The sequence below is a fragment of the Streptomyces sp. P9-A2 genome, assembly GCF_036634175.1.
Lineage (GTDB): Bacteria > Actinomycetota > Actinomycetes > Streptomycetales > Streptomycetaceae > Streptomyces > Streptomyces pratens.
On sequence record NZ_JAZIFX010000001.1, the window covers coordinates 3,944,142 to 3,959,994 of the forward strand.

Sequence of the window (15,853 nt, forward strand, 5' to 3'; positions counted from 1 at the left end):
CCCTGCGTACTCGCGTACGTACGGGTCAGGCGGGAACGATGTTCTCGGCCTGCGGGCCCTTCTGGCCCTGCGTGACGTCGAAGGTCACCTTCTGGCCTTCCTGGAGCTCACGGAAGCCCGAGGTGGCAATGTTCGAGTAGTGGGCGAAGACGTCGGCGCCGCCGCCGTCCTGCTCGATGAAGCCGAAGCCCTTTTCCGAGTTGAACCACTTCACGGTACCGGTGGCCATATCAAATCTCCTGAGACAGTGCTGGGAAATCGCACTTTACGAATTCCCTCATCGTCGCGATGATCACCTGCCCGGAGAACCGGTAGCAAAATGGCAACCACAACTGCAACTGACGTCAGCGTAGCACGAACCATATCCATGGCAAGCGAGGAAAATCACCAAGGAAAGCGCGGTCAACGCGTTTGAATAAATAGATTTCTGCGACGAGCGCTAAATTTCTGTTCTGGCGAGAACAGATTTTCACTGCTGCCGATGCCGATGCGCGGCACGCTCGCCCCACCGGCGCAGCTCCTCATCATCCCGCTCGACCTGCTTCAGCCGCTCCCCCAGGTCGACGACGCGGCACGCGGCGTCGACCGGGGCCCCCGGTCGAGAGGGCATGCGCGCCTTCCTGCGGACCGCCGGGGGCACGGACCGCCACGGGGACCGGCTCCCCGCACAGGAACTCTAGTCACCTCGGTGGAAAAACTACCGCGGCGCACACAGATATCCACTCCTGTTCACAGCGTCCGCGGCCGGCGCGTGCCCGTCCGGACATCAGAGCCTCCCTTCGGGCCCTCCCCCTGCCGTACCCGGTGCGGCCCCATCTCCTGGAGCACGTCGCCGAGCTCGGCACCGGTGAGGGCGCGGCCCGGCAGCGGCGACGGTGGGGCGGTGCGCAGGCCGTCGAGGAACAGGGCGAGAGGGCGACGCCAGGCGTCGGGCGTGGCGGCCGTGCCGTGGTGAGAGGCGGTACGGCGCGACCGAGGGCGGCGAGGGCGAACAGGACGTCCTCCGTAGCGACGTCGGGACGCACGGTGCCCTCCTCGCGGCCCCGGCCGAGCAGCAGCTCCACCGTCCGGCGGTTGTGGGTGTGCACGGCCTGGAGGGCCTCGACGTCCGGCAGGCGGGTGGTCATGAGGTCGTTGGTGCCGCGGTCGGCGGCCGGGACCGTCCTGACAGCCCCGGCCGCACCGCTCACGCGGGCTTCGGTTCGGCCTTCCGGGACGTCGGCCGCTCGAGGTGGACCACCACAGTGGAATAGAACCGGTTGACGGCGTCGTCCACGCTGCGGATGAACCCGGACTCGGCGTTGCCACGCGTGCTGCCCATGCCCTTGAAGAGGGTCAGCCGGAAACCGGTGATGTGCGTACCGTTCTTCGGCAGCAGGTCCCCCGGCTCGGGCCTGAGCCGTTCCAGAGTGCCCCTCGGCCCACCCGTCCCGGCATCGACCAGCGTCTCGACGTGCAGGTCGGCCGGGGCCTCGCTCAACCACTTGAGGAGCCGCTTCGCCCGGGCCAGGGGGTAACCCTGTTCGGGCGCCGGGATCTCGATGGACGTGCGCAGCTTGCCGGTCCGCAGGTCGGCGCTGATCGCTAGGACACCCGGTGTGTCCTCGATCCGCACCTCGGCCTGCAACCGCCCTTCCAGGCACAACTGGTCGGCCATCCGCGCACGGTGCTCCCCGGGACCGGCCCCCCGCCTGACCCTGCGCACGGGAAGCACCTTCTGGCCGATTTCGCCGCCCAGCCCCAGACAGACCTGGCGGATCAGCTGTTCCCAGCTCTCGACCACTTCAAGGGCACGGGAGTCGCCCTGGCACAGGGTCTCGTCGTCGATGCCCCGGCGCACGGGGACCCACGCCGCACCCATGTTCTGGAAGCCGTGGCAACCGGAGTTCTCGTGCTGGACGTAGTGCAGCAGTTCATGGAGCAGCCAGGCGTGCGCACTGTTGCCGACACCCTCGTGCCGGATGAGCATCTGTGCCTGGTGCGCCACTTCCGCCCAGGACAGATGCCACAGGGCCACCTTGTGCTTGCGCCTGCCGTCGACCTTGACGTCGACCAGCGGGCTGCCTTCCAGCGCGACGTCGTTGGACAGCGTGATCACGGCCTCGTAGCCACGCCGCGCCGCTATGTCCATGTACGCCTGCACTTGATCGGCCTTGAGGGCGTTGCCGTTGGTCTTGGTCTCGACGAGCGCCGTCCAGAGTTTTCCGGCCCGCTCGACCCGGATCACGCCGTCGGGACGCCGTGGGGAGTCGCCGTGCGGCAACGTGACTTCCGTATAGGTCTCCATACGGCCCGCCGGGGCTCCGAATCCGGCCGTCAGCCTGCGACCGAACTCCGGCACCTGCGCCATCACCGACAACAGCACGGAGGTGGCGCGCATCTCGCGGTCACGGTCGCTCTTGAGTACCGAGAGAGGGAAGAGCCTTGCCTGGTTCCACGCATCGTTCTCGGCGAGGGACTTCTGCTCCGCCTTGGGCAGCGTGACCTTCTTCTTGGCGGTGCGGGGCCGTGACGGCTTCCTGCTCCGCCCCGCGTCCGGCTGGGGCTGCCGCGGTGCGGGGATCGCCGCCGGAGACGCTTGCGGCTCCTGTCCGCCGGGGACGGCCGGCGACGAGGTGTCGGATTCCTCTCCGGCCGTTGTCCCGCCCACTGCCGCCGACTCGTACGGATCTCCCGCCTGGTCGGCCTCCGCCGAGTCGTCGTCGATGTCGACTCCGAAGTCGGCCGCCAGCCCGGCGAGGCCGGTGTCGTACCCCTGCCCGACGGCCCGGAACTTCCAGTCACCCGCCCGCCGGTACAGCTCACCGAAGATGAACGCGCTCACCGACCCGGTGCCCTCGATCGGGAACCGGAGCAGACCGTCGCCCGAACCGTCGGCCAGCGTGACCTGCAAGCCGTCCAGTTCGTCGAAGCGCATGCCCTCGTACCGGCTCGCGGCGACGACGATCCGCTCGACCTCGTCCGGGACCGCTGTCAGATCGAAGACGATCCGGTCCTCGCTGCCTTCTCCGGCCGGCTTCTTGCCCAGGAGTTCCACGCTGCCGTCGACGGCCACCGGATTGTTGTAGAAGTAGAAGTCGGCATCGCTGCGCACCTTGCCGTGTGGGCCCAGCAGCAGAACGGATACGTCCGCGTCTCCCTCGCCGGTCTGGCTGACCCACCCCAGACTCGCGATCACCGAATCCACGTTGTCACTCAGGGTGGCCAAACCGACGTTGGCCCCCTTGGTCATTTCGTGCATGAATCCCCCCAAAAAAACCACGGCGGGACAGAGGGACCCCTCCCTCGGCAGTCCGCCGCGCACCGTGCACGCCAGGACGCGCATTCAACGCACCCGAAACCCTAGTACGCGAAACGCGCAGTCAGCGATGTTCCGGCGGAAACAGGGTGATCGCGGGTGGACCTCACCCCGCGCACGCCCCGTGCGGGCGGCGATCACGACGTTCGCGCCCCGCGCACCAAAGGTCCGGGGCAGAGGCGACCCGGTCGCCGCCTTCGCGGCGACCGGTAAGGCCGGGGCAGGCCCCGAGCTGCACACGTGGGGACGCGACGACCCGTCCCGGCCTTCCCTCCGCTCGCAATCTGTCACGGCGCGAGGGCCCTCGCCCGCCGGTGCAGCCGAATGAACCATTAGGACATTCCGGGCGCTTTATCTCATTTTCTCGGCCATACTCAGAACATGAGTACGGCAACGTATGAACTGCTGGCCGCAGACCAGCAGATACTGCATCTACTCGCGGCCTTCATCGGCGGGCTGGTCGTGGCCGGCGCGCTGATCTGGGCAGTAAGCGTCGGCATGAAGGTCATGGACCAGGAGGAACGCCGCCCCCGCCCCGAGGAGCAGCCAAGACTGCCGGAGAGCGGCGCGGTCCACGAGATGCGGGAGATGCGGGAGCCGGACGAGATGCCGACGGCACCGAGGGACGGCGAACGGCTCATGCCCTACCAGCTCCATCACTCCTCCACCAGAACAGGGAAGGACCAGCAGCGGAAGCGCTGGCTGCCCGGGTCGAGCGGCGCCTTCGGCAGTGGGGGCCCGGGACACGTGTGACCGGTGGAACCGGAGTCGGACCGGAGACGGACCGGCTCCGAGTTCGTCAGCGGCTCAGCCAGGCCGTCGTGTCCGGGGCCAGACGGCCGTCCGTCAGGGGTGCGCCGGCCAGCAGAACCTCACCCGGGGGCAGGGGGACCGGGGCGGTCGACAGGTTGGTCACGCAGCGCCAGCCGTCGGTGCGGTCGAACTGCAGCACCCCGGCGGGAGCGTCCTCCTCCCAGGTCAGCGTCTCGCCCTGCTGGAGTTTGCGGCGCAGGCGCAGGGCCGTGCGGTAGAGCTCCAGGGTCGAGCCCGGCACGCCCTCGCGTGCCTCGACCCCGTCCTGCGCCTCGACGGCATACGCGGCGAAGCCGGGCGGCTGCGGCAGCCAGGCACCGCCCGCGCCGAAGCCGTACGACGGTCCGGTCGTCGTCCACGGCAGGGGCACCCGGCAGCCGTCGCGGCCCTTGCGAACATGGCCGGTCTGCTCCCAGACCGGGTCCTGGAGGACCTCCGTGGGCAGGTCGGCGACCTCGGGCAGGCCGAGTTCCTCGCCCTGGTACAGGTAGGCCGAGCCGGGCAGTGCCAGCATCAGCAGGGCCGCCGCGCGGGCCCGGCGCAGCCCGGCGGCGGTGTCGACGGCCGGGGCGCCGCCGCCGGACAGCAGCCAGGCGTTGTCGTCGGTGTCCGGTGGGAGCATCAGGCGCGAGGCGTGGCGTACGACGTCGTGGTTGGAGAGCACCCAGGTCGCCGAGGCGCCGGCCGCTCGGGCGGTCGCGAGCGAGTCGGTGATGACCTGGCGGAGCGCTTCCGCGTCCCAGGGAGCCTGCAGGTACTCGAAGTTGAAGGCCTGGCCCAGTTCGTCCCGCCGGGCGTACAGGGCGCGCCGGGCGCCGGGGACCCATGCCTCCGCGACGGCCGTGCGGGGCGGGGAGTAGGCGTCGAGGATCTTGCGCCAGTCGCGGTAGATCTCGTGCACCTCGTCACGGTCGTAGAACGGGTGGGTGCCGGGCGGGAACTCGGTGAGGGCGGCCTCGCCGCTCAGTTCGGAGGCGCCGAGGTCGCGCAGCGGCTCGCTCAGGTCCTTGGCGAGGGCATGCGCGACATCGACGCGGAAGCCGTCCACCCCCCGGTCGGCCCAGAACCGCAGGGTGGTGCGGAAGTCGGCGCGGACGTCCTCGTTCGCCCAGTTCAGGTCGGGCTGTTCAGCGGCGAAGAGGTGCAGGTACCACTGTCCGTCGGACACTCGCCGCCAGGCGCTGCCGCCGAAGACGGACCGCCAGTCGGTGGGCGGGTGTTCGCCCCGCGGGCCGCGCCCGTCGCGGAAGACGTAGCGCTCGCGGGCCGCGGAGCCGGGGCCGGCCCGCAGCGCCTCCTGGAACCAGACGTGCTGGTGGGAGGTGTGGTTGGGGACGATGTCGACGATCACCTTGAGGCCCAGGCGGTGGGCCTCGGCGACCAGCGCGCCGAAGTCGTCGAGGGTGCCGAGGCGCGGGTCGACGTCACGTGGGTCGGCGACGTCGTAGCCGCCGTCGGCGAGCTCGGAGGGGTAGAACGGGCTCAGCCAGAGGGCATCCACGCCCAGGGCGGCGAGGTGGGTGAGGCGCCGGGTGATGCCGCACAGGTCGCCAAGACCGTCGCCGTCGGCGTCGGCGAAGCTGCGGGGATAGACCTGGTAGACGACGGCCTGCCGCCACCAGTCGGGGTTGCGCGAGGAGAGGTCGGGCGCGGCGTCGGAGAGAACGTCTGTGCCGGGTGTGACGGGTGCAGTGGAGGCGGAGGCCGACGGGGCGGGCGGATTGATGCGGTCGGTCACGCGGTCTCCTCCGGGCGGGTGCGGATGACAGCATGAATCTGTCCAGAACACCGTAAAAATGAACACATGAGCGGAGCGGAGGCATTCCTTCCTTGCGTGAAGGAGGCGTGAAGGGTGCGCAACTTCCCTTACTCCGCCGCAGGTTGACAGGGTGATGTGGCGCGGCCACCATGAAGGCGCACTGAGGCACATGTGACCAATGAGCTTCGTGTTCCTTCGACCACTCATACCCGGGCCGGCCGGCCGCCGCGTGCTGTCCTGCCGCCGTGCCCCGGTTTCCGGCACACGCCAAGAATGGGATCCGCATGTCCATAGCGAGACGTGTCCTCACCCGCCGCCTGCTGGGGACGGGCGCCGCGACCCTCGCCCTCTGCGCGGCCACCACCGTCGCCGCGACCTCCGCCTCCGCCCACGGCAACCCCGGCGGCGACGGCTGGAAGTCGGGCGGCGACTACCGGCCCGGGACCGGTGCCGGCACGGTCACCGAGACCGACCGCTGCCAGTTCTCGCTCGACGGCGCGAACTTCTTCGACTCCGTCAAGGTCGACGACCAGAACCTGCGGCCCAGCGAGGACGGCAAGGTGCACATCAAGGTCCGCGCCGCCGGCGACGCGACCACCTGCACCGCCTCGCTCGCCTCCTACCTGGCGCACGGCGCCACCTTCGCCTCCTCCGGCGAGCAGGTCTTCGTCGACTTCGCCACGGTGACGGTCAAGCCCGGCAAGACCGACTCCCTCGACATCGCCATCCCGGACAAGGGCTGCTTCGCGCAGATCGACCTCTACCGGGGCGCCGTGAAGTTCGACGGCAAGCTGGACGCGAACGACGGCTTCGAGCACGGTGAGCTGCCGAAGGGGCCGGACCGTCCGGTCATCAAGGACAAGCTGATCGCGGCCTGGAACGGCGGCACGAAGGACTGCACCGCCGACACCCCGCCCGAGGAGGAGACCCCCGAGCCGTCCGCCCCCGCGCCGTCCACCCCTGCGCCGGAGCCGTCCGAACCCGCCGAGGACACCACTCCGCCGGCCTCCGAGACGCCGGGCGAGCCGTCCACGACGCCCAGCACCGACGCACCCGCCCAGTCCCCCTCCGAGCCGGCCACCGAACCGGGGGCCTCGCCGAACGGCGGCAGCGACAACCTCGCGGAGACCGGCGCCGACAGCAACACCGGCCCGTTCGCGATCGGCGCGACGGTCCTGCTGGCAGGCGGCGCGGCGCTCGTCGTGGCCACCCGCCGCAAGCGCGCCGGCACCAGCAGCAGCAACAGCCAGTAGCCAGTAGCGCCCCCATACGCGCCCGGCCCGTCCCGCGGGCCGGGCGTTCGGGTTCCGGGGGCAGCACCGCGGGGGCGGCAGAGATGTCCGCGACGGACAGCGGGCCTACTGCCGTGTCCCGGGCCCGCCTCCCTCGACGGTCGCCGGATAGAGCGCCACATAGCGCTGTTCGTCCACGTCCAGCCCGACGTCCACCAGGCACTGCTCGCGCACGCCCTCGTGGAGTTCGGGCTCGCCGACGCGGGAGCGGCGGTCGACGACGGTCTGTCCACGGGCCGGGCCCGGGGCCAGGGAGACCTCGACGGGGAGCCGGTAGGTGGTCAGGCCCTCCGGGTCGACGACCGCGCACAGCGCGCCCGCGTCGCCGAGTCCGCCCGCCTCCTCGTCGGGGCCGGCCACGCAGGCGGGGCCGTCGGTGCCGTCGGCGGTGGCGCCCGGGGCCGCGGGGCGGTGGGCGAGCAGATCACCGGCCAGTCGGACGCCCGGTTCGGTGCTCGCGCGCAGCCTGCGCACCTCGGCCGCCGGGACGACGACCCGGTTGAACACGTCCAGGCCGTACATCGTGATCGGCACTCCGGCGGTGAGCAGGATCGCGGCGGCCTCCGGATCGTGCCAGACGGTGAACCCGGCGACCGGGGTGGCGTTGCCGGCGCCCGCCGCGCCGCCCATGAACACGATCCGCCCGATGGTGCGGGTGACCTCGGGATGCGTCCGCAGCAACAGGGCGATGTCGGTCAGCGGGGCGGTGGGCACCAAGGTGACCGGGCGCGGGGAGGCGAGGATCTCGCGGCGCAGCAGGGTCACCGCGTCCACGTCGGCGGGGATGCGCCGCGGAGCGGGCAGGCCGAGGTCGCCCATCCCGTCGTGGCCGTGTACGTGGGCCGCGGAGCGCGGGGCCTCGATCAGCGGGCGCTCGGCCCCCGCGCGACAGGCACGGCGGGCGCGCCCGCCGTCTCCAGCACGGTGAGGGTGTTGCGTACCACGCCGTCCACGTCCGTGTTGCCGGCCACGCAGGTCACCGCGCGCAGGTCGATCCCGGGGTGACGGACGGCGAACAGCAGGGCGAGGGCGTCGTCGACACCCGTGTCGCAGTCGATGATCACCGGAATGGGCGGACCGTACGTCACGGGGAGGGCTCCTTCGGGGCGTGGCGCAGAGGGCGGGGCAAGGGTGCGGTACATGGGGGTGGGCGCGGGGCGAGAACATTTTCCCTCGTCGTACTCACCCGGACGGACCGCCGCACTGGCGGGGCAGGCGGCACGATGGTGCCGTATGAGCACGTGTCGCTGCCCCGGACCGGCCCCGGTCCGGGGCCGGTCCTGTCCCGGTCCCGGTCCCGTGCCGGACGGCCAGCGCGCGGTCGCAGCCACATCCACAGTCCGGCTCCACCAGGAGGCACCCCGATGACGCATGCCCCGGCCGCCGCCCGCGCCCTTCTCGCCTCCGTGCTGTCGGTGTCCGCGCTGCTGACCACGGCAGCCTGTTCCGTCCTCGGGAGCGACACGGCCGGACCGGCGGCCCCGGCCTCCGCCTCCGCCTCGCTCTCCACCGCCACCCCGGCCGCCGAGCAGTCCTCGTCGGCGACGCCCGAGCCGGGTCTGAGCGAGGAGCAGCTGCGGGCCGCGCTGATCACGGAGACGGACCTGGGGCAGCCCTGGGTGCCGACGCGGGGCGCGGCGACCTGGCGGGACGGGCTGCTCAAGTCGAGTACGAAGAACGCCGACTGCCGGCGGCTGCTCGACGCCCTCTACACCGAGGAGCTGTTCGGTGCGCCGGCCGGGCCGCGGGCCGTGGTCGCCCTGGACGACGCCTACAGCGGCGCCCAGCTGCGGTACCAGGTGGCCGCGTACCGGTCCGCCGACGTGGACCGCACGCTGAAGTGGCTGGGCGGTCTGCCGAAGAAGTGCGGGGAGTTCACCGCCACGGCCAAGAAGGACGGCGTCCAGAAGGTCGAGGTCGACGCGCTGACGCTGCCGGAGACCGGGGACGCCCGGCAGGCACTGCGGGTCACCATGACCGGCGAGACGCCCGACCACCAGCTGACGCGCCTCACCCTGGACGTGGCGGTGGTCCGGGTCGGCGAGGACACCATCACCCTCACCAACGGCGGCTTCGGTGACGTGGCGTCCGAACTTATTCAGGTGGTCGTGGAGTTCGGGGTGAACCGGCTGACGGAGATCCAGAAGCAGGGCCGGGTCCGGGTCTGACCGTCACGGGCCGAACCGGCACGACCCCGGCCGGCACGACTCCGACCGGCACGGCTCCGGCCGTCACGTGAGGCGGTCCACGGCCTGCTTGGCTTCGAGCAGACCGGCCCCGGTGGCCTCGCGGTAGGCCTTGACCGCCTGGACCGTCCTGCCCTCCCGCACGAGCGCGACGATCGCGTCCTTGCCCGGGATCTCCTCATGCAGGTCCAAGTGCTGGAGCACCAGGTCGAGTTTGCGTTCGACGCGCGCGGCGGTGCGCTCTGCCCGGGAGACGTTTTTCTGGACGGCCCAGATACCGAGAATCACAAGGCAGGCGAGGAAGAGTATGTCCATGGCCGACAAGCGTAGGGACCGAGGAGCACCCGCCCGACACCCTGCCCGGACCGTGATGCTCGCACGGCCAACCCTCCTTGTGCCCCTTGCCGTTCGAGTCCGGCAGCCCTTAGGTTCAACCGCGGATTCACCGTGTCCACCCCATCGCTGCTGCGAGGTCGCCGTGCCGGAACGCATTCGCACCGCCAGGCGTTACGCCAGAGGCCTCGTCGCGGCCGTCGCCGCGGTCACCGCACTGGTCCTGGCAGCCAACGCGGGCCCTGCCAAGGCCACCCACCCCGAGAAACCGGACCACCGCACCACGAACCCGGTGGAAGCCGCTGTCCGCTAGGGCGTGTCCGCGGCCCCTCCGTGCAGCCCCCTCCGCGGTCAGCACCGCCGGGCCTAATGCGGGAGGGCCTTGCGCAGGGCCTTGTCCAGTTGTTCGGCCAGGGCCTCGTCCGACTGCACGTCGTCGCCGTGCAGCGGGCCGAGCCGGGTGGTGAACGTCTGGGTGAACGCGCCGTACAGCGGGGTCCTCGGCCGGTGGACCGCGTTGCGCAGGGCCGGCAGGAGGATGTCACGGGCGTAGGCGGGGCGGCCACCCTCGTCGCGCGGGACCGGGTCGGCACCCTCGCCTGTGGGGGACGCCGAGGGCCCGGGGCCGACCGCGGTGCACCGCTCGCCGTCCGCGTCGCCCTCGTAGGCCGAGGTGCGGGTCGCCGCGAAGCCCGCCTCCAGCAGGCAGCGCTCGCTCTCCTTCCCGGTGAGGAACCGGATCAGCTCGGCCGCCTTGTCCTTGCGCTGCGACACCCCGGTGACCGCGAGGTTCTGCCCGCCGAGCACCGCCCGGCCGGGCATCGGGACGACCTCGAGCTGCTTCTCGGAGAAGGTCCGGTACAGGGTGCGGTACTCCGACGGCCAGTGCCGCAGGAACGCCGTGCGGCCCTCGACGAAGTCGCTCAGCGACGCGGCCTCGTCGGAGGAGTGGGCGTCCTGGAGGGTGTACGCCGTCTCCGTGCGGCGGCGCAGCTCCGCGATCCCCTCGGTCAGCTCGTCGACGTCGCCGGTGTAGCGGCCTTTCTCGTCAACCAGCTCGAGGCCCGGCACCGCGGACGCGAACGCCTCCACCGCGTTGACCGTACGGCCCTCGTAGGCGGCGAGCTGGGTGGTCCAGCCCTTCTCGTAGGTGCCCGGCGCGAGCTCGGCGTCCAGCTCGTCGACGAGGCCCCGCAGCTGGTTCCAGGTGAGGCCGGCGCCGAGGTCGGGCTGCTCGACTCCGGCGTGCTTCAGGTAGTCGCGCCGGTAGTACAGCAGGCCGACGTCGCTGTTGAACGGCACCGCGTACACCTCCCCGTCCCACCGGGCCGTGCCGGCCACGGACGGGATGATGTCGTCGTCGACCAGGTCGCGGGGCAGCGGTTCGATCAGGCCGGCGGTGGCGAACTCGGGCACCCAGGTCACGTCCAGGTTGACCACGTCGTAGGCGGCGCTGCGGGACTGCAGGGCGCCGAGCAGCTGGCTGCGCTGTTCGTCGGCGCTGCCCGGGAGCTCGACCAGGCGGGCCCGGAAGTCGGACTTCTTCCGCTTCTCACGCAGGTTCCAGGCGTCGATGAGCTGCTGGCGTATGCCGTTCTTGCCGGTGACGTCCCGGCCGCTGGCGATCACGATGGGGCCGGTCACGTCGCCCGGGGCGGTGGATCCGGCGGAAGCACCGGCGCCGTCCCCGCCGCCTGTACCGCGGGAGCCTCCGCCGGTGCAGGCGGCGAGGACGACGACCAGCAACAGGGCGAGCGCCAGGGCGAACCGCGGGGCCGCCGGCCCGCCGGTGAGCCGGCGGGGCCGGGCCGTCGTCATTCATCCCCCGTTCCGGTGCGGGCGACCTCGTCGCGCAGGGCCGTGCCGGGATCGTCGCCGCTGTCCAGGCAGCGCCCCTTACTGGCGTCGGTGATCTGACGGTCCGGTCTGCCCGGGTCGCAGCCGCCGTTCTTCAGGGACACCACGGTCACCGGCACCTCGGCCCGCCGCGCCCCGGAGAGGATGTCCCCCAGACGGTCCCGGGTGAGCTGGTCGCTGTCCTCGCTGTCGGTGATGTACACGATCAGCCGCCGGCGGTTGTCGCCCTCGGACCGTTCCATCTCCTCGAACGCGGCGTCCAGGGCGTCACGCGGATCGGCCCCGGCGTCCCGTACCCGGGCGCGGGCGTCGAGGGCGCGCTCGGTGTCGGCCCGCCGGTGCGAGCCGGACTTCAGCAGTTGCTCGTACGACCGGTCGCCGGTCTCCGCCACCGCCCACACGCCGTACTCGTCCTGTCCGCCGAGGCCGCCCAGCGACTGCTTCAGCAGTCCGGGGGCCCCGCTCGACCCCTTCCACACATTCCCCATCGAAAGGGAACTGTCCAGCAGATAGAGCACCCGTCCCGGGCCGCCCGCCGCCCGGTACTCCTTCAATGCCTCTTCCATCTTGTCCTGCCGGGCGAACCGGTCGAGAGCGGGGGACGCGACCAGCACGCCGTCGACCTTCGTGTCCCGGTCCAGCAGCTCCCACTTGTACGGATTGCGGAAACCTTTCTCGGCGAACACCGCTTGACCCTCCTCACCGGTCAGCCAGTCCTGGAAGGAGGCGGCCGACGCGTCGCGGGCTTCCTTGTCCCGGTCCGCGCCCTGCCAGGCGACCCGGACGAACACCGGGGCCACGCCGGGGACGTCCTTGGGGTACTGGGCCGTGCGGCGGGTGCGCGTGGTGCTGTCGCAGCCGACGCCGCTGCGCATCAGGAACTCGGGGACCAGGGCGGCCGTCTGGTTGTCCACATCGTCGCGGTCGGGCAGCGTGCACAGCAGTTCGGCGGCGGTGGGGGAGGGCGGGCCCGTCTGGTCGACCAGCTGTTCGGCGGCGGCGACGGACTCGTCACCGGCGTACAGACCGATCGTGGCGAGCAGCCCGACGTCGGTGAACTCCGGGTCGGGGCGCCGCACCTCAGCCTTCTCGTTCCGTTCGGACAGGTCCTCGATCATGCGGTTCAGGGTCAGGCCGGTACGGCTCTCCATGGTGTCGGCCGCGATGGCCCGCGGAACGGCCAGTACGACCGGGGAGTAGGCGAGCGGCTCGTCGGCGGCCTTCAGGACGGCCCACGCGTCGGTGTCCCGCTCCTTCATGACCCGGGCGAAGTCGGCGCGGGAGGCGGGAATCCAGATGTCCGGCTGCGGACCGATGTCCCGCTGCGGGTTGACGTCCTCGTCCGGGGGCTCCCGCCAGGCGGCGGTCTGCCTGTGCAGCGCGGTGACCACGTCGGAGGAGCCCGCGCTGTAGACGGTGATGCCGGTGCGGCGGCAGCCGTCGTCCAGGGTGTTCGCCGCCGAGGTCAGGTAGGCGTCGGCGGCGGCGCGGATCGTCGGCTCCAGGTCGGGGTCGGTCAGGACGCGCTGCTCCAGTGCCGGGGCACAGACGGTGGCGGTGTCGTCCCGGAGGTGCCCGACGAGTCCGATCACTCCGTAGGTGCCGGCGGTGAGGACGGTGAGGGAGAGGAGGCCGAGGAGGGGGACGGCCCAGGGGGTGCCCCGCCACCCCGCTCCACCCGTCGTGCCTGATTGGTCTGATCGGCCCGTCCGGCCCCTTCCGCGGAGGCCGCGAAGACGGCCGAGGAGCCGGACCGCGAGCGAGGTCCGTGGCACGTCGGCGTCTGTGCCGTCGGGCGTGGGCGCGGGCGTGGTGACGGGCGCGGGCGTGGTGACGGGCGCGGGCGTGGTGACGGGCGTGGGCGGATCTACGCCAGTTTTCTTCGGCTGCGGGGTCGGGGCCGGAGTCGGCTTCGCCACCAGCAGGACGTCCTCGCCGGGCTCCGCGCGGCACAGCGGCTCCCACGCTTCGCGACGCACGGTGCTGAGGTCGCGGACGGCCATCCGCTCCCGTATCCGCTCGGAGAGGTCCAGGAAACCCGTCTCGCCCTCCTCGTCGAGGAGCCGGACGAGTTCGGCGGTGTACGGCGTCGGCGTCCACGGATCGCCCGCGTCGATGCGGTGGTTGGCCTGGACGCTCATCATCAGCAGCAGGCGGTGCTTGTCGTCGAGGGTCTCCCGGACCCAGGCCGCGTTGCCCGCGAAGCAGCAGTCCAGGATCACCACGATCCGCCGGGCCGGGCTGGTGGCCAGCATCGTCAGCACGGTGGTGAAGGGCGCCGCACCCGGGAACACGGCTTGCCCGCCCGCGACCACGCGCGCGTTGCGCATCTGCAGGAACAACTCGTCGCCCGCGCTGGGGATGGCACCGTGCCCGGCGAAGTAGAGCAGCAGCACCCCCTTCGCCTCCGCGGCCAGGAGCAGCGCCTGCTCGAAGTGCTCCAGGGACGGTGAGTGGGCGACCGTGATCTCGTGCTCGTCGAACACCTGCCCGCGCGCCAGTACCTCGCGCAGGCGGTTCACGTTGTGCTCGGTCGCCGGGATGGGACCGGGCACGCCGTGCGGCGGCTCCGTGTGGTCGTACTCGGACACGCCGACCAGCAGCGCCCTGTTGGACTTCCCCCGTGGGTCGAAACGGATCACCGGCCTACCTGTCGTCGAGGTTCACCGATTCGACTCTGCCCTGGGGCGGTGCGCCGTCCTCGACGTCACGCCGGTTGGCCCGCCAGGCCGACACGGCCTTCTTGACCTGGTCCAGCAACTCCGTGGCGATCGCGCCCGCACCCGCACCGACCATCAGGACGACGATGTCCATCCCGACCCCCATCGGGGTGCCGGACTCGTCCGTCCTCGGCCTCTCCTGGATCCGCAGATCGCCGGCGCGCACCCGCTCGTCGAGCGGTTTCTCCCGCTCCAGCCACTTGCGCAGCGCGCCGATGTCGCTCGTGCTCGCGGTGTCGTCCAACCGGATCCGAATGCCCTGATCGGCCACACTGTCCCCCTCAGCCATAACTCACCATCATGGCACCGCCGTTGCTCCACGGGGAGGGGTCGACAACAGTCACTTCCTCCCGGTCGGAAACGGAAGGACACGGGCGGATCCGGTCGGGCGCCGGTTCAGTTCTGCGTCTGCAACTGATCGAGCTGCCGCCGCACATGGTCCAGGGCGCCCTCCCGCCGGCCGGGCACACGACTACGCAACTCCGCCAGCGACAAGCCGAGTTCGCGGGCCCGATCCGGGTCGCCGATCCGGCCCCACTGGTGGTGCGCCCGGTCCACCGCGGTTTCGACGGAGGAAGCGTCCGCCGCCTGCCCGGTGTTGAGCCGTGCGGCGGCCACCGCCAGCCAGATGTGGCAGCTGAGTGCCGCGTCCCCGGCCAGCATCGCCAGATCCGCGCGCACCTCGGCCCAGTGCAGCGCCTCCTCGGAGGCGGGCCCGTGGGCGAGGGCGGCGCTCCGCTCGTGCCGCGTGGCGAGCGCGTGGGCATCGGCGTGGCGGCCGGACCGTACGGCCTGGGTGATGACCGTGTGCGGGTCTCCCGGCACGGGTCCGGTTCCGCGCCGCGCCAGAACGAATCCGGGGTGCGCGCCCTCCGCGGCGGCCCGGACCAGCGCCTGCTGGTGCAACTCCTCGTCCGGCGGGCGCCGTCCACTGCGCAGCAGCGTCCCGACCGCTTTCATGTACACCGGTTCCGCGACCGTACGACGGGAGCGGGAGGGCGGCGGCGCGATGCGGCCGTAGACGGCGGTGTCGCGACCGGAGTCGAGCGCGGGCGGGAGCGCGAGCGGGACCGAAGCCGGCGCCGGACCCGGCGGACCCGGCGGTTGCGTGATCCCCAGTGCCTGCCAGGTCTCCTGGTCCGCGTGCAGGTCGAGGATCAGCGTCGTGACACCCGGGGGACGCAGTCGCAGCTCGTCCCGGAACCAGTGCCACGGGAACGCCGTGTAGCGCACGGTCGACGCGGTGGTGCGGGCCAGCGCCAGATGGGGCAGCCGCTGGCGGCGGTCGAGCAGCAGTTGCCCCACGACGTACAGGGTGAGCGGTCCGGGTGCGATCGCGGCGGCGCGCAGCCGGGTCAGGACCGCCTGCGGCTCCAGCGGGTCGGCGAGCTCGACGACGTTCGCGGTCTCCGTGCCGGACAGGACGGCGGGCGGCACGGCCGCGAGGACGGGAAGCACGGACGCCGCGTCCACCAGCCGCCCCCGCCCGGACGGCGAGGCCGCCAGCAGCAGCACGGTTCCGGGCGCGGCCCCGGGCGCGCTTCCGGGTGTGGTCCCGGGCATGTTCCCTCCCCCTGTCGATCACGACCCAGAGC

13 protein-coding genes and 2 pseudogenes are annotated in these 15,853 nt (G+C 71.8%); 4 read left to right on the forward strand and 11 right to left on the reverse strand.

Annotated features, from left to right (window positions below):
• Positions 1-25: 25 nt before the first annotated feature.
• The 4 genes and pseudogenes from V4Y04_RS17895 to V4Y04_RS17910 form a co-directional block, all read right to left on the reverse strand.
• Complete coding sequence (locus V4Y04_RS17895) at positions 26-229, reverse strand: cold-shock protein (RefSeq protein WP_004985680.1); 204 nt, start codon at positions 227-229, stop codon at positions 26-28.
• Between the two features lie 240 nt (positions 230-469).
• Positions 470-610, reverse strand: a complete 141-nt coding sequence (locus tag V4Y04_RS17900; RefSeq protein WP_332429179.1) for a hypothetical protein — start codon at positions 608-610, stop codon at positions 470-472.
• Positions 611-729: 119 nt separating this feature from the next.
• Positions 730-1,184, reverse strand: a pseudogene (locus V4Y04_RS17905) (SbtR family transcriptional regulator); the annotation flags it as partial.
• Positions 1,185-1,186: 2 nt separating this feature from the next.
• Entirely contained in the window at positions 1,187-3,241 is a 2,055-nt protein-coding gene (locus tag V4Y04_RS17910) for a TerD family protein (RefSeq protein ID WP_332429181.1), read from the reverse strand.
• Positions 3,242-3,679: 438 nt separating this feature from the next.
• Between V4Y04_RS17910 and V4Y04_RS17915 the strand changes: the two genes are divergently transcribed.
• Positions 3,680-4,051 (forward strand): DUF6479 family protein, encoded by a 372-nt coding sequence (locus V4Y04_RS17915; protein WP_332429182.1) that lies wholly within the window; start codon positions 3,680-3,682, stop codon positions 4,049-4,051.
• Between the two features lie 46 nt (positions 4,052-4,097).
• On the opposite strand, the gene V4Y04_RS17920 is transcribed toward V4Y04_RS17915, so the two are convergent.
• The gene (locus V4Y04_RS17920; RefSeq protein ID WP_332429183.1) at positions 4,098-5,849 is read right to left on the reverse strand and encodes a glycoside hydrolase family 13 protein; all 1,752 of its coding nucleotides are present in this window, start codon (positions 5,847-5,849) and stop codon (positions 4,098-4,100) included.
• Between the two features lie 305 nt (positions 5,850-6,154).
• Between V4Y04_RS17920 and V4Y04_RS17925 the strand changes: the two genes are divergently transcribed.
• On the forward strand, positions 6,155-7,123 hold the full coding sequence (locus tag V4Y04_RS17925; RefSeq protein WP_332429185.1) for an LAETG motif-containing sortase-dependent surface protein: 969 nt from the start codon (positions 6,155-6,157) through the stop codon (positions 7,121-7,123).
• Positions 7,124-7,228: 105 nt separating this feature from the next.
• Here V4Y04_RS17925 and V4Y04_RS17930 read toward each other — a convergent pair.
• Positions 7,229-8,250 (reverse strand): annotated as a pseudogene (locus tag V4Y04_RS17930) (nucleoside hydrolase).
• 276 nt (positions 8,251-8,526) lie between these two features.
• On the opposite strand from V4Y04_RS17930, the gene V4Y04_RS17935 reads away from it, so the two are divergent.
• Complete coding sequence (locus V4Y04_RS17935) at positions 8,527-9,330, forward strand: hypothetical protein (protein ID WP_332429187.1); 804 nt, start codon at positions 8,527-8,529, stop codon at positions 9,328-9,330.
• Positions 9,331-9,393: 63 nt separating this feature from the next.
• Here V4Y04_RS17935 and V4Y04_RS17940 read toward each other — a convergent pair whose 3' ends face one another.
• A complete protein-coding gene (locus tag V4Y04_RS17940) occupies positions 9,394-9,663 on the reverse strand; it encodes a hypothetical protein (protein ID WP_332429189.1) in 270 nt (89 codons plus the stop codon).
• A gap of 163 nt (positions 9,664-9,826) precedes the next feature.
• Here V4Y04_RS17940 and V4Y04_RS17945 point away from each other — a divergent pair, with 163 nt between their 5' ends.
• Positions 9,827-9,994, forward strand: a complete 168-nt coding sequence (locus V4Y04_RS17945; protein WP_332429191.1) for a hypothetical protein — start codon at positions 9,827-9,829, stop codon at positions 9,992-9,994.
• 53 nt (positions 9,995-10,047) lie between these two features.
• On the opposite strand, the gene V4Y04_RS17950 is transcribed toward V4Y04_RS17945, so the two are convergent.
• The 4 genes from V4Y04_RS17950 to V4Y04_RS17965 all read right to left on the reverse strand — a co-directional run bounded on the left by V4Y04_RS17950 (position 10,048) and on the right by V4Y04_RS17965 (position 15,821).
• The gene (locus tag V4Y04_RS17950; protein ID WP_332429192.1) at positions 10,048-11,499 is read right to left on the reverse strand and encodes an extracellular solute-binding protein; all 1,452 of its coding nucleotides are present in this window, start codon (positions 11,497-11,499) and stop codon (positions 10,048-10,050) included.
• Entirely contained in the window at positions 11,496-14,180 is a 2,685-nt protein-coding gene (locus tag V4Y04_RS17955; RefSeq protein ID WP_332429194.1) for a substrate-binding domain-containing protein, read from the reverse strand. The genes V4Y04_RS17950 and V4Y04_RS17955 overlap by 4 nt, the downstream gene beginning before the upstream one ends.
• 4 nt (positions 14,181-14,184) lie before the next feature.
• Complete coding sequence (locus V4Y04_RS17960) at positions 14,185-14,547, reverse strand: effector-associated constant component EACC1 (protein WP_332429195.1); 363 nt, start codon at positions 14,545-14,547, stop codon at positions 14,185-14,187.
• 107 nt (positions 14,548-14,654) lie between these two features.
• Positions 14,655-15,821: a hypothetical protein gene (locus tag V4Y04_RS17965; RefSeq protein ID WP_332429196.1), complete on the reverse strand. Its 1,167-nt coding sequence runs from the start codon at positions 15,819-15,821 to the stop codon at positions 14,655-14,657.
• Positions 15,822-15,853 lie beyond the last annotated feature (32 nt).